General features: G+C 42.8%; 18 protein-coding genes. 14 read left to right on the top strand and 4 right to left on the bottom strand.

Translation table 11 applies throughout. The annotated features are described in order from the left end of the window. The first annotated feature begins 100 nt into the window (after positions 1-100). The 4 genes from BLS16_RS00700 to pyrE are packed head-to-tail and all read left to right on the top strand — an operon-like array spanning position 101 to position 3287. On the top strand, positions 101-928 hold the full coding sequence (locus BLS16_RS00700; RefSeq protein ID WP_092328643.1) for a dihydroorotate dehydrogenase electron transfer subunit: 828 nt from the start codon (positions 101-103) through the stop codon (positions 926-928). After that, on the top strand, positions 915-1838 hold the full coding sequence (locus BLS16_RS00695; RefSeq protein WP_092328640.1) for a dihydroorotate dehydrogenase: 924 nt from the start codon (positions 915-917) through the stop codon (positions 1836-1838). Before BLS16_RS00700 ends, BLS16_RS00695 begins: the two co-directional genes overlap by 14 nt. Positions 1839-1897: 59 nt before the next feature. Beyond that, complete coding sequence (pyrF, locus tag BLS16_RS00690) at positions 1898-2632, top strand: orotidine-5'-phosphate decarboxylase (RefSeq protein WP_092329134.1); 735 nt, start codon at positions 1898-1900, stop codon at positions 2630-2632. A 52-nt stretch (positions 2633-2684) separates the two neighbouring features. Then, positions 2685-3287 (top strand): orotate phosphoribosyltransferase, encoded by a 603-nt coding sequence (pyrE, locus tag BLS16_RS00685; protein WP_092328638.1) that lies wholly within the window; start codon positions 2685-2687, stop codon positions 3285-3287. A gap of 137 nt (positions 3288-3424) precedes the next feature. Here the strand turns inward: pyrE and BLS16_RS00680 are convergent, their stop codons facing one another. The 3 genes from BLS16_RS00680 to BLS16_RS00670 all read right to left on the bottom strand — a co-directional run bounded on the left by BLS16_RS00680 (position 3425) and on the right by BLS16_RS00670 (position 5512). After that, positions 3425-3895: a hypothetical protein gene (locus tag BLS16_RS00680; RefSeq protein WP_092328635.1), complete on the bottom strand. Its 471-nt coding sequence runs from the start codon at positions 3893-3895 to the stop codon at positions 3425-3427. 202 nt (positions 3896-4097) lie between these two features. Then, the gene (locus tag BLS16_RS00675; protein ID WP_176786025.1) at positions 4098-5018 is read right to left on the bottom strand and encodes an FAD:protein FMN transferase; all 921 of its coding nucleotides are present in this window, start codon (positions 5016-5018) and stop codon (positions 4098-4100) included. Positions 5019-5119: 101 nt separating this feature from the next. Next, on the bottom strand, positions 5120-5512 hold the full coding sequence (locus BLS16_RS00670; RefSeq protein WP_207649710.1) for a NusG domain II-containing protein: 393 nt from the start codon (positions 5510-5512) through the stop codon (positions 5120-5122). A 314-nt stretch (positions 5513-5826) separates the two neighbouring features. On the opposite strand from BLS16_RS00670, the gene BLS16_RS00665 reads away from it, so the two are divergent. From BLS16_RS00665 to BLS16_RS00620, 10 genes are all read left to right on the top strand, one after another. After that, a complete protein-coding gene (locus BLS16_RS00665; protein WP_092328630.1) occupies positions 5827-6963 on the top strand; it encodes a GAF domain-containing sensor histidine kinase in 1137 nt (378 codons plus the stop codon). Next, positions 6953-7603 (top strand): response regulator, encoded by a 651-nt coding sequence (locus BLS16_RS00660; RefSeq protein WP_176786024.1) that lies wholly within the window; start codon positions 6953-6955, stop codon positions 7601-7603. Before BLS16_RS00665 ends, BLS16_RS00660 begins: the two co-directional genes overlap by 11 nt. Positions 7604-7742: 139 nt before the next feature. After that, positions 7743-10682 carry a molybdopterin-dependent oxidoreductase gene (locus tag BLS16_RS00655; protein WP_092328627.1) on the top strand — a complete coding sequence of 980 codons (2940 nt, stop codon included), beginning with the start codon at positions 7743-7745 and terminating at the stop codon, positions 10680-10682. A 15-nt stretch (positions 10683-10697) separates the two neighbouring features. Beyond that, entirely contained in the window at positions 10698-11318 is a 621-nt protein-coding gene (locus tag BLS16_RS00650; RefSeq protein ID WP_092328625.1) for a 4Fe-4S dicluster domain-containing protein, read from the top strand. A gap of 12 nt (positions 11319-11330) precedes the next feature. Further along, on the top strand, positions 11331-12503 hold the full coding sequence (nrfD, locus tag BLS16_RS00645) for an NrfD/PsrC family molybdoenzyme membrane anchor subunit (RefSeq protein WP_092328622.1): 1173 nt from the start codon (positions 11331-11333) through the stop codon (positions 12501-12503). A gap of 467 nt (positions 12504-12970) precedes the next feature. Next, positions 12971-13648, top strand: a complete 678-nt coding sequence (locus tag BLS16_RS00640) for a TorD/DmsD family molecular chaperone (protein WP_092328620.1) — start codon at positions 12971-12973, stop codon at positions 13646-13648. A 59-nt stretch (positions 13649-13707) separates the two neighbouring features. After that, positions 13708-14859: a 4Fe-4S binding protein gene (locus BLS16_RS00635; protein ID WP_092328617.1), complete on the top strand. Its 1152-nt coding sequence runs from the start codon at positions 13708-13710 to the stop codon at positions 14857-14859. 2 nt (positions 14860-14861) lie between these two features. Next, a complete protein-coding gene (locus BLS16_RS00630; protein ID WP_092328615.1) occupies positions 14862-16223 on the top strand; it encodes an FMN-binding protein in 1362 nt (453 codons plus the stop codon). A gap of 268 nt (positions 16224-16491) precedes the next feature. Further along, positions 16492-17973: an alkaline phosphatase family protein gene (locus BLS16_RS00625; RefSeq protein ID WP_092328612.1), complete on the top strand. Its 1482-nt coding sequence runs from the start codon at positions 16492-16494 to the stop codon at positions 17971-17973. Positions 17974-18246: 273 nt separating this feature from the next. After that, positions 18247-18930 (top strand): DUF1287 domain-containing protein, encoded by a 684-nt coding sequence (locus BLS16_RS00620; protein ID WP_092328610.1) that lies wholly within the window; start codon positions 18247-18249, stop codon positions 18928-18930. A 160-nt stretch (positions 18931-19090) separates the two neighbouring features. Here the strand turns inward: BLS16_RS00620 and BLS16_RS00615 are convergent, their stop codons facing one another. Further along, positions 19091-20926 (bottom strand): Rqc2 family fibronectin-binding protein, encoded by a 1836-nt coding sequence (locus tag BLS16_RS00615; protein ID WP_092328607.1) that lies wholly within the window; start codon positions 20924-20926, stop codon positions 19091-19093. Between the last annotated feature and the right edge of the window lie 180 nt (positions 20927-21106).

The following is a 21106-nucleotide window of genomic DNA, read 5'->3' as shown; positions in this document are numbered from 1 at the left end:
TCAGGTATTATTGACGAGTTATTAATATCAAGTAAACAGTAAAATCTAGAAAATTGCGAACAACGAACTACGAATATCGAACCACGAAAAGGAGGTTGCCATGCTTACCAAAGGACAAGTGGTAGTTCATGAATCCCTGGGGGATGAAAAGCATAAGCTTAAAAGGTTAGTTCTGAAAGGACCGATTGCCAGAACTGCCCAAGCGGGACAATTCGTTGCAATCCAAGTCCAGGACTCATCAATCTCGTCATTTGATCCCTTGTTAAGGCGGCCGATTAGTTTAGCCGGCATCTCTTCCGAGAATGACGAAATTACTTTGCTCTATCGAGTTCAGGGACGAGGAACAGAAATTCTTGCGCGAGCGAAGGAGGGAGAAGCCCTCAGTATCATGGGCCCTTTGGGACATGGCTTTTCTCTGCCGGAAGCGGGGGAATTATGGTTGGTAGCCGGAGGAATCGGAATTTTTCCATTATATCCCTTAGCCCTTAGTGCTCTGAGTAAGGGGTTAACTGTTCGCTTGTTTTGGGGAGGAGAAAACCAATCCTTTCTGGAGAGTGCAGGTCTTTCCTCCTGGGAGAAATTAGGGATTCCGCTATATCTGAGTACACTTGATGGAAGTCTAGGGCAAAAGGGCCTTGTGACTGAACAAATAAATGATCAGTTAAGACAAATGTCTTTAAGCAGTAGCCAAATCTGGGCAGCGGCTTGTGGCCCAAAGAAGATGATGCAGGCCGTGACGGAGATTTGTAAAAACGTTAAAGTACCTATAGAGGTTTCGCTGGAAGAAAGAATGGGGTGTGCAGTAGGAGCATGCTTAGGTTGTGTGTGCACTTTGATCGACGAAACTGGGGCAAAAGTTCATAAAAAAGTATGTCAGGATGGGCCAGTTTTCCGGGGAGAGGAGGTTGTATGGGATGAATCCTGTTAATTTATCAACTCAGTTCGCTGGAATAACCTTAAGAAATCCACTGATTACTTGTTCGGGTACCTACGGATTTGGAGAGGAGTATACCAGCTATTGTCCTCTGGAAGCCTTAGGGGGAATAACTCTAAAAGGGATTACTCCCTTACCTCGACTGGGCAACCCTGTCCCCAGGTTAGCTGAAACTCCGGCAGGGCTGCTAAATGCCGTTGGTCTGGAAAACCCAGGATTAGATGAATTTATTCAATCCTATCTGCCAAAGATAAGGAAGTTACCAACTGCAGCCATCGCCAATATTTCCGGATTTTCCCTTGAAGATTATGTCCAGCTGGCCCGGGCACTACAAAAGGATTCCGGTTTAGCTGCACTTGAAGTGAATATCTCTTGTCCCAATGTTAAACACGGTGGAATGCATTTTGGTACAGATCCCCAAAGTGCCCAGGAAGTCATTGCAGCGGTGAAGGCTGAAACTGATCTCCCTGTTATCGCGAAGCTCTCACCCAATGTTACAGATATAGTGGGGATGGCGCGGGCAGTTCAGCTTGGGGGAGCAGATGCAATATCTCTCATTAATACTCTTTTAGGGATGCATATTGATATATATCAACAACGGCCTGTCTTAGCCAATACGTTTGGAGGACTTTCAGGCCCAGCTATTCGGCCGGTTGCCGTAAGAATGGTCTGGCAAGTTTTTCAGGCTGTCGATTTGCCGATTATTGGAATGGGCGGGATCACGACCTGGCAAGACGCCGTAGAATTCATGCTGGCAGGAGCAACGGCAATAAGTATAGGTACTGGTAATTTCGTTAATCCTCAGGCACCGTTAGAGATTTTACAAGGAATCAAAGAGTACTGTGAGGAACGTGGACTGGCCTCCGTAAGGGATTTAGTAGGATTAGCCCATCATGATAGATAAAACAAATGACACCGGTTTACTTAAACCATGAACTGTTAATAGCTTTTTCCTGCCTTGAAATGTTGAAAACTGGGGGGATATCGTTGGATGTAAGATTAAATAATCAGCTAGTGATGGTAGCCTTAGATGTTCAAAGTCGAGAGGAAGCTTTAGTTCTGGCCAAAGCCCTTCAAGGCAGTGGGTGTTGGCTAAAAGTAGGCTTAGAACTTTACTCCTATACCGGTCCCATGATGATTCGGGAGCTAAAAGCTTTAGGCTTTCCAATTTTTCTTGACTTAAAGCTTCATGATATACCTACAACAGTGGAACGAGCAATTCGAGGATTTGTGCAGTCTGGAGCTGATATGATCAATGTCCATTGCAGCGGCGGGTATGATATGATGGCTAGGGCAGGGAATGCAGTGCGCGAAGAAGGAAGTAAGCTAAAAAGTATCCCTAAAGTGATTGGAGTTACAGTCCTGACAAGTATGTCTGAAAGTCAATTCAGACAAGAGATGGGAGTCCAACGGAACCTGGGAGAGCATGTTGTAGAATTAGCGGTGCTCGCGGAAAAGGCAGGGCTTGACGGTGTCGTTGCATCGGCTAAGGAAGCAACTGATATCCGAAAAAGCACAAAAGCAGAGTTTTTAATTGTGACACCGGGAATTCGTCCAGCCTGGAGTGAAGCCCAGGATCAAGCAAGGGTTCTTACCCCATCAGAGGCTTTAGATGCAGGCAGTTCATACCTGGTCATCGGGAGGCCGATAACCCGTTCGGAAGATCCTCGCCAAGCTTTAGAACGGCTTTGGACTTAGGTAATTAAAGTTAAGATAGATAGAGGTTATAAAAAAAGGAGAGATTAAATTAATGGATAAAACCCTAAACAATAAGATGCCGCTTACAACTGAAGAATATATGGATCTGTTTAGAAAAAGTGAAGCTTTGTTGGAGGGGCATTTCCTTTTAACCTCAGGCAAACACAGTGCCCAATACATGCAGTGTGCTCAAGTACTTCAGTATCCAGATCGAGCAGCGATTCTGGCAGAGGGGCTGGCATCACAATTTCGGGATATGGACGTTCAAACTGTCATCGGACCTGCAACAGGGGGGATTTTGGTAGCCCATGAGGTTGCCAAAGCCTTAGGAGTCAGGTCTTTATTTACAGAGAGAGAAAATGGGATCATGCGCTTGCGCAGAGGGTTTTCACTATCTCCGGGAGAACGAGTATTGGTGGTAGAAGATGTCATAACCACCGGTGGTTCAGTTCGAGAAGTACTGACGGTAGTCAAAGAATTTGGGGCCACGGCCCTAGGTGTGGGAGTACTCGTCGATCGCTCAGGCGGTAAGGTGGATTTTGGTTTGCCTCAGTGTTCAGTTATTCAGTTGAATATCCAAGCCTACGAAGCTCAGGATTGCCCCCTTTGCGCTCAGGGAATTCCCGCTGTTAAACCCGGAAGCCGAAAAATTTAATTAGGATAAAGCAAGACAAGAGAACCGTCTCCCTCTTTCAGCCAGAGCTAAGTTAGGGGGACGGTTCTTTTGTCTTACCCAGAGCCTTATGTTGTCGAAGTCGAATTTCTTCCGGGTTGATCCTTCCTCTTTCGGTCTTAACTAAGAACTTGAGGACTAGGTTCTTGTTTTTCCGAATCTGCCCAAAATGGCTGCTCATACTCCGAGTAACTTGTCCGGTTGTTGACCTTGGTTGATGGCTGTTGAAATGTATTGGAATCAGAGATGTATTTAAGCACCACCGAAGTAGTTAATCCATACAGCAGGTGCTGAATTAAAGCAAAATAGTGGCTTTTAGTTGAATGTGGTTTAATACCAAATAGGTCTAATTTATGTCCTCCATTATGAAGACCGATCCAAGCTAACAAGCTTATAAAAATGCCTTTGAGAATAACGAAATCTTTTCCGGCTGCTTTAAGAAGTCCTGATATTAGGGCACCTATACCTGCCCCAACAGTCATATGCATGACCTCGCCAAGGAGAATATTCTTAAGTTTAAAGCTGCGCAAGGGATTAACTACCATTGATGAGGCAACTTTTCCGAAAAACAGCTTTTTTCCTAGTAGCACGTTAAGTAACTCAGTGACAAGCGCCCCTACAATACCGCTTATGAGCCCAATAACAAAGAAATCCTATAGGAAAATTTTATTACTTAGTTGGTGAAGAAGGTTAAAGATTTTACTAAACACTTTGAGGTACATAAATATTCCTCCTTCTTTAGAATCGATACTTTCTTATATTACCCCAATAATGCTAAATTTACTTAAGTCATTAAAAGAGTGTAAATTTGATAAAACCCTTTAACCCATCTGACATAAACTGTAATCCATCGGAATCAATGAGAAGGGCCTGAGTATTCGGTAAATCATTTATTAAGATTAATCCTTCGGTTCCAAGAATTAGAAGCGTAGTGGATAACACATCGGCCATCGTAGGACTATCAGTCAAAATAGTACAGCTGGCAAATCTATCGGTGGGACGGCCTGTCCGAGGATTTAAGACATGTCCGTATTTTTTCCCCTCTTGAGTAAAAAAACGTTCATAATTTCCAGATGTGTCGACAACTTGATTTCTAGGTTCCATATACCCGATTATACAGTCGGGTTTTTGAGGATCCTTTATACCTACCCGCCAAGGAGTGCCATCAGGTTTGGTGTTGATGGTGCCAATGTTTCCGCCGGCTACTACCATAGCAGAAGAAATCCCAGCCTGCTTTAGACTATTAATCCCTTGCTCCACAGCGTATCCTTTGGCTATACCTCCCAGGTCAATGCTCATACCAACCGTGGGTAAGAAGGCGGTCTTAAGGTCAGGGTTTAGAATGACCTTTTTATAGTCAACTAAGGTTAAGACCTTTTGTATTTCCTCAGAAGTAGGGAGTGTTTCTTTTGATTTAGCTTCTTGCCAGAGCTTAACTAACGGACCTATGGTAGGGTCGAAGATACCGTTTGTAAGCTTTCCTGCTTCCAAAGAACGCTGAATTAGATGGAATGTATCACTCGATAAGGGCACTGGTTTTTCTCCTGCAGCTTGATTTAGGGCAGTCACCTCACTGTCAGGAGAATAGATATTGCACGCCCGGTCTAAAGCTCGCATTTTCCCCATGGCTATCAAACCGGCTTCTTGTGCACCAGGTCCATGAGCTTCGATGAAAACTTCCGTATCAAAAAGAAAGTCGGTTTCTTGGTACATATCCTTTGACGGATTCGAGTTACAGGCTGTTAGTAAAAAAGACAAGGATATTAGCAGAAAAGATTTTGAGATTAGTCTGGGGAAATTTGCACACTTCTTCATTACAGAACACGAATAACTAATTTGTTAGGTAAGCAGGTAATGCACTCGCCCGATTTAGTTATAGCTCCCATCATGGAACATATCTTTTTTTCGCAAACGGTATTGTCATTGTGGACAAAGATTCGGTTTCCTTCCAAGATAACATGGGCTGTTCCATTTTGAACAGGTATTAATAGATCTTTCCTAAGGTCGGCGACAAAGGTTCCTGCTTGAACCAGTTTTCCGTCAACAGTGATTTGCCATTGGGGTTCGGTGGGGCTTTTGAGGGAGTCAGCTATGGTGACTTTTTGCCCAAGCAGAAACGCGCTTGCCGAGAGGGCGCCTGCGGAAAAACCGCCCAAGAGGAATTTGCGGCGAGTTATTTTTTGAATAATCATTGTTTCATTTTGCAAGTTCTCACTTCCAGTCTGTATAATCACAATCTCCATTGGTGGATAAAGAAAACTTGGGTTGACGGAATATTTCAGACGAACTGGGCGGCCCAGTTGCGCTGGCTTTTATCCAGCTGAATTATAACATGTGTGATTGTTCTTGTTTATCAGTGATAGCCGTATATCCATATCCGTAAAAACCACCACAGAAAGGTCTATTCATTACCATTTTAACTGACACCATTTGTAGCCAATCTACGGTACAATATAATTAAGAGACTTCTATACATTATCTTCAAGGGTGATTCGATTAATCTCATGAGGTGTTAGAATTGATGGCAAATCAATTATTATTACAACTATTAATAAAGATTACTGATGCAGTTGAAAAGAGAACATCTGAAGAAATTCCAGAGAAGGTATTTGAGTATTTCTCAAGTGCATTGGGCGCAGATGCTTGTGCACTCTATCTCCAGAAGCTTGAACATATCGTATTAGTCCGGCAAATGGATGCAGATGCAGATTTCAGCTTTGCTGATGTTTGGGGGGGGGAGGTCCTCCCTTCTAAGTTGGCTGGTTATGAGGATCAAGAGTCAATTAATCAAATTTTTCCGGAAGCGTCCTGGCAGAGTTGTTTTTTGCTGCCCATCAAAGTAGGAGAGAAGCTTGTTGGAGTTTTGGTGGCAGGATGGCAACAGTATGTCCCGTTAGATATTTGGATTGAAAAGAATCTGAGCATATTGCAGTGCATTGGCCAATTGTTGGGAAATAGTATGTACGCAGAGACAGAAATACAGCGTCTGAAATTGCGGGAGGATACTCTGGAACGGATTTGCAAACAGGCAATTGATGAACTGGAAAACAATAAGAAACAGCTGTCCCGGGAATTGCATGACGAGGTGGGACAAGCCATGACTTCGATTTTGCTTCAATTAAAGCTATTACAGCAGGAACAGGACCTTGAGCTGATTCATGATCGATTGGGTGGGCTTCGCTATATCACCCAACAAACCATCGAGGATGTGCGGCGGATATCCATGAATCTGCGCCCGGCTGTATTAGAGAATTTAGGATTGGTACCAGCGTTAGATTGGTATATTGAAGACTATCGTCGTTATTCTGGTATTAAAACGGATTTTTCCAGTCCCCGGATTAAAGAAAGACTCCCGGGCGAATTAGAAATAATAACATATCGGGCAGTCCAAGAAAGCCTAACCAATGTGGCTCGTCATGCCAAGGCAAGCCATGTTTTTGTCACACTGAATCATAACGAAGGTTGTCTGGAACTGCAGGTTGCTGATAATGGAAAAGGGTTGAATTTACGAGATGTAAATAGCGGACTAGGCTTGCTAGGTATGGAGGAACGTGTAAAGCTTGCTAGAGGAAAGTTCACAATAAAAAGCAAGCCAGAGCAAGGAACTACGATCTTGATTACTCTACCTTTGACTATGGAGAGCAGAAATGATGGATAAAACTCGTGTTTTTCTGGCGGATGATCACACACTGTTACGTAATGCTTTATGTATGCTGCTACAGGGAGAAAGGGATATAGAAGTCGTCGGAGAAGCAGGCAATGGCGCAGGCGCTGTTCGGGGGGTTATAGAGGTGAAGCCCGATGTAGTGCTAATGGATATTTCGTTGCCTGATTTCGATGGTGTAGAGGCTACCCATAAAATATTGGAAGTGCTGCCTGGAACTAAGGTTATCGCAGTTACCATGCACATGGAAGATGTATATCTATTAAAGTTCCTGAATGCCGGCGGCATGGGGTATGTGCACAAATCGGCGGCAGATCGGGATTTGCTAAAGGCCATTCAAACTGTTATGAATGGAGAGGTTTTCTTGAGTTTCGTAGGTGTGCAGGTGATGGCACGTCAATATTGCAGTACTGAAAGCGTTTCGGAGATAAAGCCTGATATTTTGTCGGAAAGGGAGCGGCAAGTGCTTCAATTACTTGCTCGCGGCTTTACCTCCAAGGAAATTGGTGAAAAACTATATTTATCTCCACGCACTATAGAGACCTACCGGGAACGAATTGCCGTCAAATTGAAATTGGAACATCGTTCCGATTTGGTGGATTATGCTATCCGTTATAAATTGCTGGGACAGTAGTGCTTTTTACTGACACTGCTGTCGTTTTTTTAGCGGGTTATTTTCAACGTAAACTAGGCTTATTCCCGACAGATTAAAGGGGATGCCTCATATAGAATAAAATTAACTTGTGCGTTTAAGCGCAAAGGAGCTGTTTTGGTTGGACAATTTAAGTTGTATTCGTAAGGCTGAGGTAGAGTTTTTAACGGTTGTTGTTGCTATTCCCCATCTCTGGCTACGGCAGGTGGTTTCAAGAATTTTTACATCTGCTAAGGTGGATTGCGTCTGTGTAGATAGTATTGAGGAATTATATCAGATCATCGATAGAAAAAAGGCTAGACTGGCTATCGTTGATGTTTTTTCGTACTCACGATACTATCGGGACATTTTTGCGCGGATTAAGGAAAAGAACTCAGGACTGTCCATCGTAGCCCTGGTGTCCACCAGCAACACCGGTTATCAGTACGAGTTAACTACCGCAGGAGCCAGTGCTGTCGTGGTCAAGGAAAACGCAGATGAACAATTGTTTCCTGCTCTGGTTCAGGTATTGCGGGACAGAAAACTCAATGAGGCCGTCGCTCGCTTAATGGAGAACCAAAAACAGTTTATGGCTCTAATGAAAGTGAGGGAAAATGGAATGGAAAAGGAAGAGCAAAACGTTGCACATAATTCTAAGTTGTCTCGCCGTACCTTTTTAAAGGCTTCGGCAGCTACTGCTGTAGCCACAGGTGCAGTAGCGGCAAATCCTTGGGGTTCTGGGATGAAAGCATTAGCGACAGGAGACGAAAGTACTGCGGCCTCAAGTGAAGAGACGTTGGTGATTTCGCCATGTCGTTCTAACTGTTTCCAAAGTTGTCTTTTAAACGCCCATGTCCGAGATGGTAAATTAACCAAAACAACCCCTGCAGCTTACCCGGACAGCATCTATACCGGGAGCTGCTTGAAGGGCTTATCTCATGTGCAAAGGACCTATAGCCCAACTCGAATCAAGTACCCTATGCGTCGAGTCGGTGAACGGGGTGAAGATAAATGGGAAAGAATTTCTTGGGATGAGGCTATTAGTGAAATTGCAGAAAAGTTTATGGCTGTCCAAGCAAAATATGGAACCAAAGCCCTGGCCTTTGATGTGGGATCCGGAAATTATGGTGTTGTCCATGGGTGCTTGGGTATCTTTAACAGGCTAACAAATTCTATTGGCTGTACCAAATTAAATGTATGTTATGACCAAGCAACAGGGTATGGTGCTGATCGTGTTATAGGCGGCAGCGTTTGGCTATGGGGTAATGAACCGCGCACTATGATGGATTCAAAAACTATTATTGTCTGGGGTTCTAATCCGGTCTACTCTCAGCCACAAAATTGGCGCATTCTGAAAGAAGCTCAGAAAAAGGGTGCGAAAATTATTACCATTGATCCAATCTACTCAGCCACTGCCAATAAATCCGATGAATACATTCCCATTGTTCCGGGTTCGGATTTAATGCTGGTACTTGCTATGTTGAATCATATTATCGATAAAAATTTGATCAATATCCCGTTTATGAAAAAGAGAAGTACAGCACCTTTCCTTGTTCGTAAAGATAATGGAAAAATATTGCGCAAGAGTGATTTTGTTGCTAATGTTCCCCCTGCTGAGGATGATTATTATGTATGGGATAGTGTTGCTAATGCAGCTGCCTTGTTAAAAGAAGGTCCCCAAGATGTAGCCATCGAAGGCGTATACACAATTCAAGGAGTAGAGGTGGAGACCACCTTTAGCCTTCTTAAGAAACAAGTGCAGGAATACACCCTTGAGAAAGCTAGTAAATACACTAAGATTCCTGTCGAGAAAATCGAGAAATTAGTACAAGCGTACGTTTCCGGACCGACCCAGATTTATACAAATTATGGTATTGATCACTATCAAAACGGTCATTTATGGTCATTTGCTGCCTTCATGATGGCTTCTGTCACAGGGAATATTGGGGTAAAGGGTGCAGGTTTCGCGGGATTATTTGTTCAAAGTACCCCCCTTAATTACGTTGGTATGTATGTTACTAACGGCAAAATGGCTAGTTCAACACTTCCACACACGGAGTTTTATAAAGCAGTGAGAGATCAGGCGCTGGAAGGAAAACCCTATCCTATCAAAGCTATGTACACCACTTCTTCTAATTCAATGAGCAACTTCGCCCAACAGAAAACATGGCTTACAGATGTTTTGCCGAATCTTGAGTTTACAGTTGTCGTGGATACTGAGCTTACGGACACTGCTCGCTATGCAGATATCGTATTACCTGCTTCCTTCTGGTTTGAAGTCAATGACCTCCGTGTGAATTATAACAACCCCTACGTTACTATGCAGGAAAAAGCCATTGAGCCCTTGTACGAAAGCAAGCCGGATGCAGATATTATCGCCATGATTGGTCGGAAAATGGGTTTGGAGAAATTTTTCCCCGAAAACATGGACGATACAGCGTGGATTAAAGTTCTATTAAATTCTGACGCCTTACGCAAAATGAATATTACTTACGAGAGACTTAAAAAAGACAAAGCAATTCGAGCAACAGGAAGTGCCGAAAAACCATTTATCCGCGGCGAAGAGTTCTTTAATACGCCCAGCGGCAGAGCGCAGCTCTATTGTGAAAATCCCTTGCCTCGTGTTAATTATGGCCAGAATTTAAAGGGTATTACGGAAAAGGAACGATTGCCGTACTTTAAAGCACCTGGGGAAGCATGGAGCGAAAATCCATTGTATTCCAAATATCCGCTGGTATTTATTCAGGAACACGCCAGGTTCCGCACCCATACTCAGTGGTACAATGTGCCTGTGTTAAGAGAAATCGACCCTGAGCCTCTAGCCAAAATCAGCCGTGCAGATGCTGAAGCCCGGGGGATTAAGACCGGAGATATCGTAGAAGTATTTAATGATCGTGGCAAGGCGGTACTAAAAGCTGAAGTCAATGATGCCATTTGTGCAGGTGTTCTCAGTATTCCAAAAGGCTGGCAGCGAGAACAATTCATTGAAGGTAGTTTCCAAGAGTTAACTAACGCTGCTTCAGATCCCATGGCTGTCAATTTCGCATTCTTTGACTGTTTAGTGGACGTTAAAAAAAGATAAGGAGGTATTGAAATCATGCGTTATGCAATGGCGATAGATCTTGATCGTTGTACAGGTTGCCATGCCTGCTCGGTGGCTTGCAAAGTCGAAAACAACTTACCGGACGGTATTTTTTGGAACCGAATTTTAACCGCTGGTGGTAAAAGTATGGATACACCATCAGGAACATTTCCTAATTTGAGTATGCAGTTCTTGCCCGTAAATTGTCAGCATTGCGAGAATCCTGCGTGTGTGAAGGCTTGCCCCGTAAAGGCAACCTATAAGCGAGAAGAAGATGGTATTGTGATACAGGACTATGATAAGTGCATTGGCTGCCGTTATTGTATGGTGGCTTGTCCATACGCTAGTGTTCGTCAGTTTAACTGGAAAAAACCTGAATATGCCATAGATGTAGCTATGGGCGACGCTGCAATCACACCTCATCAGTATAATACAGTAGAAAAATGCACGTTTTGTACCCATCGATTGGCACAAGGCTTGAAACCAGCCTGTATTGATACCTGTCCGAATCGGGCCCGAATTTTTGGGGATCTAGATGACCCGAATAGTGAAGTAAGCCGAGCTATCCAAGGACGCAGTTATTTCCATTTACTCGAAGAAAAAGGCACTAAGCCGTCTATCTTCTACTTAACGTAAAGGGGTGGGAACATGGCAGTTGTAACAAACACTAAGAAAACTAGTGCAACTAATTTGTGGATGATAATTTTTGCTGTCTTTGCTGTCCTTGGAGCAGTTTGTTGGGGCTTACAACTCACAAAGGGCTTGCAGATGACCAACTTAGGTACTGATAATATGTGGGGGCTCTATATTGTTGGCTTTATGATTTTTACGGGGATTGCTGCTGGGAGTCTGCTTTTTGCAGCGGTGCCTTACCTGTTTAAACTCGAAGAGTTTAAACCCTATACTCGGATCGCCTCCTATCTGGGGGCCGTAGCCAGTGTTGTAGCTGCGTCCCTGTTTATCATCGTTGACATTGGAAATCCTGAACGGGTTTGGTTGTTTATCACCAGCGGGAATTGGAGTTCACCGATGTTTTGGGATTTCATCATGCTGGCTTCGTATATGGTGATTTCTATAATGTTTACTCGCAAGCTCATTTTACTAAATGAAGGCAAAATCGAAGAAAAATCCGTAAAAGGATTAGCCTTGGTTGCTTTTGCTGCAGGTATTCTCGTAACGGTAACGTCATTCGTCTTCAGTTTCCAAGTGGCTCGACCCTTGTGGAATACTCCGGCACAGCCCTTGTCGTTCTTAATTGCTGCATTAGCAGCTGCTTTAGCGGTAATGATGATTCTAAGCCATATCCTGAATAAGAGCGGTTATATTAAGATGCCGATTGGTCTTCTCGCTAAGATGGGTAAACTGACGGCCGCGCTGCTTTGCATCGAGCTCATTATAGTAATTACAGAAATATTGATTGGTCTTTATCCAGGTAGTGGAGAAGACTATGCAGCCTTCATATGGCTGGTCACAGGAAAAGGGGCCGTTAGTTTCTGGTTAGAGATGGTAGCTCTTGTCACAGCGATTGTTCTTTTAGCTAAACAAGGAACCTCACCGAAGGCAGGTCTTCTTTTAGGCGGTGCGATAATTGCTCTTATAGCAATCTATCTCATTAAATCCAATCTGCTTCAGGCCCAATTATTCAATCCATTGATTACCTTGCCGGGAACACCTGTTTATGGCGGGACAACAGAACCCTATGTCCCTTCTCTGCTTGAAATGGGGTTGTCTATAGGAATCCTATCATTAGGGGCACTCCTATTGAATTTGGGATTTGGTAAACTTAACCTTGGGACAACTGCCGATACACGAAAACTGTAGTTTATCCGATGACTACCAGCCGTAAGACTCCCATCTTCTATAAGTACGAAAGCATCCAGTGACGAAATTTCGGGTAAGGGTTTAGACCATGCCGCTGCTCCAAAGAAAAGCATAACGTCGCAGGTTGCTTTCGCCGAACCGCAAACTACACAGAACAACTTTAGCGGTGAGGATGAGATAACAGCTGCTACGTCCCTGATAAGTTCTTTAAGCTTCAGATAAAGTAGGTATTCCTCTTAGGCAAACTCCATCTGAAGCTAAGAATCACTTCATCTGCAGCCTTTAGTACAAATGTAGTATATGTAGAAATGGGGCTTTACAGCTCACCTTAAACTGAGTTGTAAAGTCTTCTTTTCAATGAAGTAGGCATTTCGAAGATAAAAAAATCTCAATGACAATCAGATCTTTTGTGATATAGGAATTTTATAAACTTTTAATACACTAGGAGTTAATGAAAAGGAGAAACAATGAATACTATCGAAGAACAAAAAGTCAAAGAGGCCTGTGCAACCTCAGATTTCTTTCAACTACTATCTATTTCCTTACGTCTCCCTACCACAGAATTGGCAGAAGCACTCCTCGATGGTAGTTACAGACAGGACGGAGTCAACATTCTAGAGGAGCTTTCCTGCAGCAAAAAGGACTTATTGTTAGTTAGTGAAGCCTTGGATACCTTGAAAGGAAGCAAAGAGGGTTTAACCCCGCTCTTGATTGAGATGCGTCGAGAATATACCCGGCTTTTTGATGACCCCAAGCAGCCTGCTTTAAATATTTATGAGACGCTTTTTCTTCACAACCCTCAAGATAGCCAGGGAGCCATGCTGTTTATGAGCCCGACGGCCCTTGATGTGGAGCGCTGTTATCGCGAGGCGGGGGTTAGTTTAGTTCGACAATCTGCTGAACCGGCGGATCATATGGCAACAGAACTGGAATTTATGATGTATTTATATGGTAAGAAGGGTCAGGCCTTAAAAGAGGAGAACAATGAGGCATTGAAAAAAATAGAGCAGCAGATCCAGCAATTCGAAGGGATGCATCTCAAAAAGTGGTGCGTAGAATTTTTCAACGGTCTGAATACCGAAACGACGAGCACTTCTTATCAAGCTTTGGCAAAATTGGCGAAGACAGGTTTAGGCCTCATCTAAAGTTTCTCATCGGATAAGATAAAGGCTTATTCTCGGAGTAAAGGAAAAGGAGTGGAAGCATGCTTTTTACGAAAGGTTCACATGTGCAAGTTGAGACAAATAGGTGTTTGAACCAACAACACAATGGTGTGGAATGCAGCCATTGTGTTTCCCATTGTCCAGGACAAGCCTTGATTCTGTATAATCATCAGATTTTCTTAGATAAGGAAAAGTGTTTGGGGTGCGGCCTGTGTTTTTCAGATTGTCCCACTCAGGTTTTTGGGTCACAGCAATGGGATGAAACAACCATTATCACTGAGGTAAAAGATCAAGGAGCAAGAGCAACACAATTTTTCTGCGGGTACCATGAAACACCTTTCCTTAGCAAAGAAGAAAAAGAGAAAGGGGCAGTGCAGATTCCGACATGCCTTAGTAGTGTTTCTAGAGGGACTTGGTATGAGCTGGGTCTGCAGACAGCTGTAGAACTGCGGTTAGATGAATGCCACGAATGTCCGATGAAAAATTGTGTCGATAGAATGAAGTTATCGGTAGAAACCGCAATGGAATGGTTAAGCGCTTCAGGTCATACCCCTGATTTTATTTATGTCGATACCGCAGGGAAAGCCCAAAAGAAGAAAAAGCTTCAAGCGGTTTCCTCGGGCTTGAAAATAACTTCCCGACGGGATCTGTTCTTGTCCTTAGTCGGGCGCAGACAAAAGGCAGAACCAGAGATTACGGCTAAAGACTCTGCTGCCCCTGAAGAAATGAAGGTAAAGAAGAGAGGTAATTATCTGCCAGATTGGCAAAAGCGTCTGGAAGATAGTTATTTAAATCACTTTCGCCAAGGTGGTATTCCCGCCTTTTGGCCTACTATTCAAATGAGTACAGGCTGTGTAAATTGTGGCATGTGCAGCAGGTATTGCCCTACTCAGGCTTTAAGAATTACAGTGGAAGATAAGCAATGCACTCATTTGTTTACCAGTGGTCATTGTTTAGATTGTTGGATGTGTATGTTATCCTGTCCGACCCAAAGCATTACCCGAGATCGGCATCCTATCACTAATCCCTTTGAAGTCAAGAACATTTACAAAGCCCCCGTGGCGGAATGCAACCGCTGCGGAGCCTATACCCTAGTGAATGAACAAAACTTATGCTATTGGTGTGAAAAACAGCCAACGGAGGTCGATTTACTGTCTGATGTGAGGAAACGATTATTTGAAAAGAAAGAATGAAAATGGGAAACTATACTTTTTTACTAAAAAAGGGTAAAGCTTTTATTATAATTGTCGCCTGCAGCTTGCTTCTCTTAACGTCTATTTACCAGCAAATAGCTAACAAACAGAGTATCTTAAGTATATTACAGCAAGGAGATCCAGCTGCCGTTAACTTTAATGAAGTTAACGGGGTTTATAAAACCTATGAATTAATGGATGCCAAGGGCAACTTTTTAAGTTACGGAGTCATATCAAGTGCTTCTGGTTACGGCGGACCGATTACGATGTTGACCACGGTTAGTAGAGAAGGGCGTATCGTCAATGCTGTAATACTGGAGAACACGGAAACTCCTCTCTATCTAAAGAAAGTACGGGGATTTGGTTATCCTGAAAACTTAAAGGGGAAAAAAATTACTCAGCCATTAAATAACTATGAGGATATCGATGCTGTAAGCGGAGCAACCCGGACTACAACAGGGATTAAGCTTGCTGTGGAGAAAGGGATATACCAAGTGGGTCAAAACCAATTGGGATTAACCGTCCCCTCTCAAAAGCATATTCATTTTCAATGGCAGGATGGACTTGTTGTTCTGTTGTTTGTAGTTGCTATGGCAGCATCAGTCAGAAATATGAGGAGATTAAGAATCTGGTTATTGGTATCTTCTGTAGTGATTTTGGGATTCGTGACAAATTCTTCTTTGACCATCGGTAATTTTATAAGCATCTTAGCTTTAAAAATACCGACCTTTTTCGAACGACCGGTTTGGTACCTTATGGTTCTAGGGGTATTAGTAGTCACGCTAATCTTGGGAAATAATTTTTACTGTACCTGGCTTTGCCCTTTCGGAGCTGTTCAGGAGGGAATTTACAAGGCTTTGAATCTGATCAATTATGTTCCAAATCCTAGGCTCATCTCCATTGCCCAGAAAAGTCGCTGGCTTTTCCTTTGGTTAGCTGCCATGTTGGCACTGTTATTTAATAATCCTGGAATTGCCAGTTATGAACCCTTTTCGGTATTTTTCGATGGTGATGGAAGTACTTCACAGTGGATAATTATGGGGATAATCTTGCTGTCGTCGATTTTTATTCTACGCTTTTGGTGTCGTTGTTTCTGTCCAGTCGGAGCGTGTTTGAATACTCTGGCTTCCTGTAAACAAAGGGGTAAGAAGTTGTTCCGTAATAAGTTTATCTCAAAAGAGTCTAGCGAGATTCCAACTTCGCTAATCTCAATTTCTGGGTGTTGCCAGGATTGTACTAGCAGTAAAAAAGAAAAACCAAAGGTATCCCCTTTGAGCTCTTCTGATAAGTTGGTCGCAGGTGTTATCGTTGTAATATGTTTTTTGATTGTTGGAGCATTATTCCAGAGTATATGGATGTCTTAGAGAGTTTTCTGCCAGGCAGGAGCTCTTTTCTTATATTATTTGGCTGAAGACGCGAAGCATCTACTCATCAACGTGGGTTTATTGAGAATCAGGTAACTGGCTCTCTGAATCTGACCAAAGGAGTTGTTGAACATTAACTCTGTAATAATAGAAGTTGTGCAGTACTTGTGAAGCAATAAGAATGTTACTCAATTAACTAAAATCGTGACATAAGAGCGGAAAGTTTGATATACTTATTTTTATATTAAATTAGGGAAGGGAGTCAATCATGAAAAAGGTAATCTTATTTGTGGTAGACTCCCTTCATCCTGCTGTCTTAGGCAGGATACTTTCAGAAGGGAATGCCCCTGGGTTTCGTTTTTTAGTTAAACACGGAACCTACATTGATCGGGTAGTCTCATCTTTTCCAACCATGACTCCCGTAGCTACGAGCTCAATGATCACAGGAACATGGCCGGATCGCCATGGAGTTCCAGGCTTTATCTGGTACAATCATCAAATTAAAAAAGTTGTAGATTATGGAGCGACCTGGCAAAGTATTTTGAAAGTAGGTCTGGAGAAGGTTCTACGCAACTTGCTACAAAGACTTAATGAAGAGCATCTTAGTGTACTAACGCCGACATTATATGAGGTATTAGAGGCAGGGGGCTATAGTACAGGTAATATCAACTTTTTCATGCATCGAGCTGCAAATAATTATCAAGCAAAAGTCCCCTTTCCCCTTGCTTTAGGAACAGGTTTCCGTCTCTATAATGAAACTGTCTCTGGCCCAAAAAGCTTAACTCTAGGTCAACTTGTTCATCCCCCATTCACTGGACGCCGTACAGCCTATCCAAGAGGGCCTTTGCACCGTTTTGGGTTTAATGATACTTTTTCCGGGAGAATTGCGGCACAACTTGTTCGAGAAGGACAACAGCCAGATTTTATGGTTGTTTATTTTCCTGATAATGATAAATATTCCCACCAACATGGGCCCTTGCGCTCAGGCTTTTCCATTGAACATGCTGATCAGCAAGTATCTTTAATCCTAGATGAGTTTGGGAGTTGGGAAAGAGCACTGGAAGAAAATGTAGTTATTATTACGGGAGATCACGCCCAGTCAACGGTTGGATTAGGTAAAGAGTATCTTATTAATTTAGATCATTCTTTGAAGTCCTTTAAGAGGATTAAGTTTACTGAAGAAGCCAATGATCAAGAGCATCATGATATCGCCATTTGCCCAAATGAACGGATGGCCTTTATTTACCTTCTCCAAAGAGAAGAGGAGATCTTGCCTGAAGTCGTGGGTATATTGGCCAAAGATCCTCGCAATGCCCAAATCACTTGGAAAGTCTCAGATAATAGATATAGTATTATTCAAGGAGGGACAGAAAAACAACTGTTCTTTTCTCGCGGAGGTTCCTACCAAGATGTATATGGTCAAAGCTGGTTGTATGAAGGAGATTTGACCGTAGTTGATGCCAAAGAGACAGGCACTCAATTTATAGAGTTTGGCAAGTTTCCGGATGCCTTTAATCGTTTAATAACGGCACTCGAAGCACGTGATGGAAGACGAATTGCCGTTTCTGCCGCCTCAGGGTATGAATATTTCTCAGCTGGAGCTCCTATCCATCCGGGAGGAGGAAGCCATGGCTCTCTGGAAGAAGAAGATTCAACAGTTCCCATGATTGTAGCAGGTATACCGGTTGAGGGGGAACATTTGCGAATTATTGATCTATATCCAATGATTTTGCGTCATTTTGGACTATAGGAAGCTTCATAAAGTAGCTATAATTATAAGGGTGGCGGCTCTTTTAAGGAGTTGCCATCCTTTAATGTATCTAAAAAACGAGTTAGATCAACTACCTAGAGACCTTTGTCTATGGCTGATAGATTAGAATTTATAAATTTGATTAAATTACGAATAATTATTTAAATTAAATTTATCAAAGGCCTTAAAAAGCCTTGATAATTTTGGTAAGGTAGTAATATACTCTTGATACAAAATTTAGAAGGACTTGATATTAGCATAGGAGGTGAGATTTTGCGTAAATGGTTGGTCTGGGGCTCATCAATTTTATTAATAGCATGTGCAGTTATTGGAACTTTTGTTATGGGAAGACCTCAGGCTAAAAGCTTTATACCCTTTTTGCCATCTTTAAAGGTTCCCGCCATCGTTTGTCCAACGGATAAAGATGGAGATGGCTTAGATGATCTGAAAGACATTGTAGAGGGCGCAAAAGCCGAGGTGGAGAGAAAACCCCAATATCGCAGCGCATATTATCAAAAGGGGTACCCTCCTGAAAATGAAGGAGTCTGCACTGATGTCGTGTGGCGAGCATTTCGAGATGCAGGCTACGACTTAAAGGGATTAGTTGACCAAGATATTCGTGCTAACCTCGGTAAATATTACCGCATTGAAGGCAAGCCTGATCCTAATATAGATTTTCGAAGAGTGCCGAATCTAATCGTCTTTTTTCGGAGAAATGCTCTGGACTTAACTCAAGAGATTAAACCTGGGGATATAGAAAATTTAACTCAATGGCAGCCAGGGGACATTGTGACGTATGATGTGCCTCATGAGCACATTGCTATTGTCTCGGACAAACGCAGACCTGATGGCGTGCCGTATATTCTCCACAATTCCGGCCCCATACCAAAGGAGTCAGATCAATTAGAGAGCTGGCCGTCCAAAATGACTGGGCACTTTCGATTTCCGAAATTCTAAGAACCAACGACAAGGATAAAGAAGCTTAATAACTAGGGAGCAGAATCGTCCTCCGATTTTCTGCTCCCTAGTTATTAAGCTTTTACAACTATTAATACACTCTAAATGGTTTTTTGTCCGTAACAGAGATTAAGTCCTGAGATTAAGATTGGGGTTCGGTTCAGTCCGTAACCTCCTCGCTGGCTAACAACTGCTCTAGTATCTCCTGTTTAGGCGTGAGGTATAAGGTCCAGTTCTGATCGTAGACGACCATTCCGGGCTTTGCTGAGTTAGGCTTTTTGAGTTGTTTAACATGGGTGTAATCGACAGCAACTTGAGAAGAACCTCGTGCCTGACTATAGTAAATTGCCAGGGCAGCTGCTTCTTCGAGGGTTTTGTCATCAGGGAATTCTTCGCCGTCTTCCAGAGGAACGAGGACGTGGGAACCCGGAATTACTTTAGTATGGAGCCAAAGATCTGTCGGCTTTCCTTTGCGTAGGGAAAGCCAATCATTTTGAGCATTATTTTTTCCGACTAGAATAATTCTCCCTTGGCTGGAACGATAAACTCGGGGCTGGGGGATTTCTTTAGGAGTTTTAGACTTAGATTTGGAGGACGATTTGGAACGGCCTTTTTTAAATGGGAGATTCTCTTTGATATGTTTTCCGGCTACATATCCTTGTCCTGCAAGTTCGAGATGAATTTCATTAAGTTCCCTTATAGTAGCAGCTTGATTTAAGGTGTATTGTAAGGACTCCAAGTAACTGATTTCTTCCAGGGAGGTTTCTTTGAGTTCCTTTGTTTTGAGCAGAGTTGCTTTGGCTTTATTATAAAGTTTGTAATAGCGTTGAGCATTGTCGATGGCACTTATATGAGGGTTAAGAGGAATGGTAACGGTAGAGCCTGAAGGATCATAATAATCCTCTACGTTAGCTTCTGAGGATCCAGGTGGAATTCGATAGAGGTTTGCCGTAAGAAGTTCGCCCCATCTTTGATAGGCTAAACCTTTTTGAGCACTTTCTTCTGCTTCGCTATATATTTTTAGTTTTTTGCTCATATGAGTGTATTGTTCTTGGACAATCTTCTTTAGAGAGCCACGCTTGGATTCAATGGTATTGTTATTGGATTTTGACTGATAGAAAATTTGAATAGCATCATTTAATGATGGAACATATTCAACCTTTAAGTCTTGGTACTGTTGAAAGGGAAGAAAGCTGAAGGTAAAGAGTTGTGGGCGAGGCGTCAGTTTGTAATATAGGCAAGGCTGAATATTGGAGATACCCTCCGGATTGGAGAGCCTGCGGTAAGCTTGAAAAAGTCGAGAAAGGTCAATATCTCCGCATTGATGGAGGCGAATTTCAGTACTTAATCCGGCTTGGACAACGATTTCTCGTGCTAATTCCGGGCTGATCCCAGCAAAACGGGCTAGGAGGATACTTGTCATGGGATCCTCTAATTCTTCATTATAAAGAGTAGCTCGCCAAAGCTCTTCATCCTTCAGTGGGGGCTGTTTTCCCTGAGAGGGAGGTGCCAAATAAGTCCGCCCAGGCAACACCTCGCGATATTGGCTAAGGGCATGAGAATAACGTTTCAGTCCATCAAGAATGGTATTGGTCTGAGGATCAACGAGAATGAGATTACTATGTTTGCCCATGATTTCTAAGTGAAGATGCAAAGAAACTAAATCCCCTCGATCATTATAATTCTGAAATTCAAAGGTGATAACACGCTCAAGCTCATTTTGCTGCAAGTTTATAAGTTTGCCACCCTCTAAATGCTTACGCAAAATCATACAAAACATAGGGGGTGTAGAGGGATTCTTTTTAATTTCTTGGGTGAAGTGAAAGCGCGGAGAGGTGGCACTTGTATTAAGCAGGAGCCGTCTGGATCCTTGCTGTCGTAATTGGATATGTATTTCATCTTTTTCGGGTTGAAATATTTTATCAATACGTGCTCCGACAAGTGAAGGAGCAAGCTCTTTAACTAAATAGGCGAGGGTCACGCCGTCTAACGCCATATGAATACATCCTTTCAGCTCAAATCACTTTTTAGTATAACACACTTGTTGGGACGAGGCATTTTTCTACACCTTTAGGAATAAGCATGTACTATAAAAGGGACAAAGCCTCTCAATTGTTACTTAACCTATAATTTGAGGTTGGAGTTCCTTCTAATCGGTGTTTATAAAGCAAAAGGA

The sequence above is a fragment of the Desulfosporosinus hippei DSM 8344 genome, from assembly GCF_900100785.1.
Lineage (GTDB): Bacteria > Bacillota > Desulfitobacteriia > Desulfitobacteriales > Desulfitobacteriaceae > Desulfosporosinus > Desulfosporosinus hippei.
This window is presented reverse-complemented; position numbering and strand designations above follow the sequence as displayed.

What these genes read in the sequence shown, in the direction of transcription:
- BLS16_RS00700 (WP_092328643.1), top strand. Translation starts at nt 101, where the DNA reads ATGCTTACCAAAGGACAAGTGGTAGTTCATGAATCCCTGGGGGATGAA.
- BLS16_RS00695 (WP_092328640.1), top strand. Translation starts at nt 915, where the DNA reads ATGAATCCTGTTAATTTATCAACTCAGTTCGCTGGAATAACCTTAAGA.
- pyrF (WP_092329134.1), top strand. Translation starts at nt 1,898, where the DNA reads ATGTTGAAAACTGGGGGGATATCGTTGGATGTAAGATTAAATAATCAG.
- pyrE (WP_092328638.1), top strand. Translation starts at nt 2,685, where the DNA reads ATGGATAAAACCCTAAACAATAAGATGCCGCTTACAACTGAAGAATAT.
- BLS16_RS00675 (WP_176786025.1), bottom strand. Translation starts at nt 5,018, where the DNA reads ATGTACCAAGAAACCGACTTTCTTTTTGATACGGAAGTTTTCATCGAA.
- BLS16_RS00665 (WP_092328630.1), top strand. Translation starts at nt 5,827, where the DNA reads ATGGCAAATCAATTATTATTACAACTATTAATAAAGATTACTGATGCA.
- BLS16_RS00660 (WP_176786024.1), top strand. Translation starts at nt 6,953, where the DNA reads ATGATGGATAAAACTCGTGTTTTTCTGGCGGATGATCACACACTGTTA.
- BLS16_RS00650 (WP_092328625.1), top strand. Translation starts at nt 10,698, where the DNA reads ATGCGTTATGCAATGGCGATAGATCTTGATCGTTGTACAGGTTGCCAT.
- nrfD (WP_092328622.1), top strand. Translation starts at nt 11,331, where the DNA reads ATGGCAGTTGTAACAAACACTAAGAAAACTAGTGCAACTAATTTGTGG.
- BLS16_RS00640 (WP_092328620.1), top strand. Translation starts at nt 12,971, where the DNA reads ATGAATACTATCGAAGAACAAAAAGTCAAAGAGGCCTGTGCAACCTCA.
- BLS16_RS00635 (WP_092328617.1), top strand. Translation starts at nt 13,708, where the DNA reads ATGCTTTTTACGAAAGGTTCACATGTGCAAGTTGAGACAAATAGGTGT.
- BLS16_RS00630 (WP_092328615.1), top strand. Translation starts at nt 14,862, where the DNA reads ATGGGAAACTATACTTTTTTACTAAAAAAGGGTAAAGCTTTTATTATA.
- BLS16_RS00625 (WP_092328612.1), top strand. Translation starts at nt 16,492, where the DNA reads ATGAAAAAGGTAATCTTATTTGTGGTAGACTCCCTTCATCCTGCTGTC.
- BLS16_RS00615 (WP_092328607.1), bottom strand. Translation starts at nt 20,926, where the DNA reads ATGGCGTTAGACGGCGTGACCCTCGCCTATTTAGTTAAAGAGCTTGCT.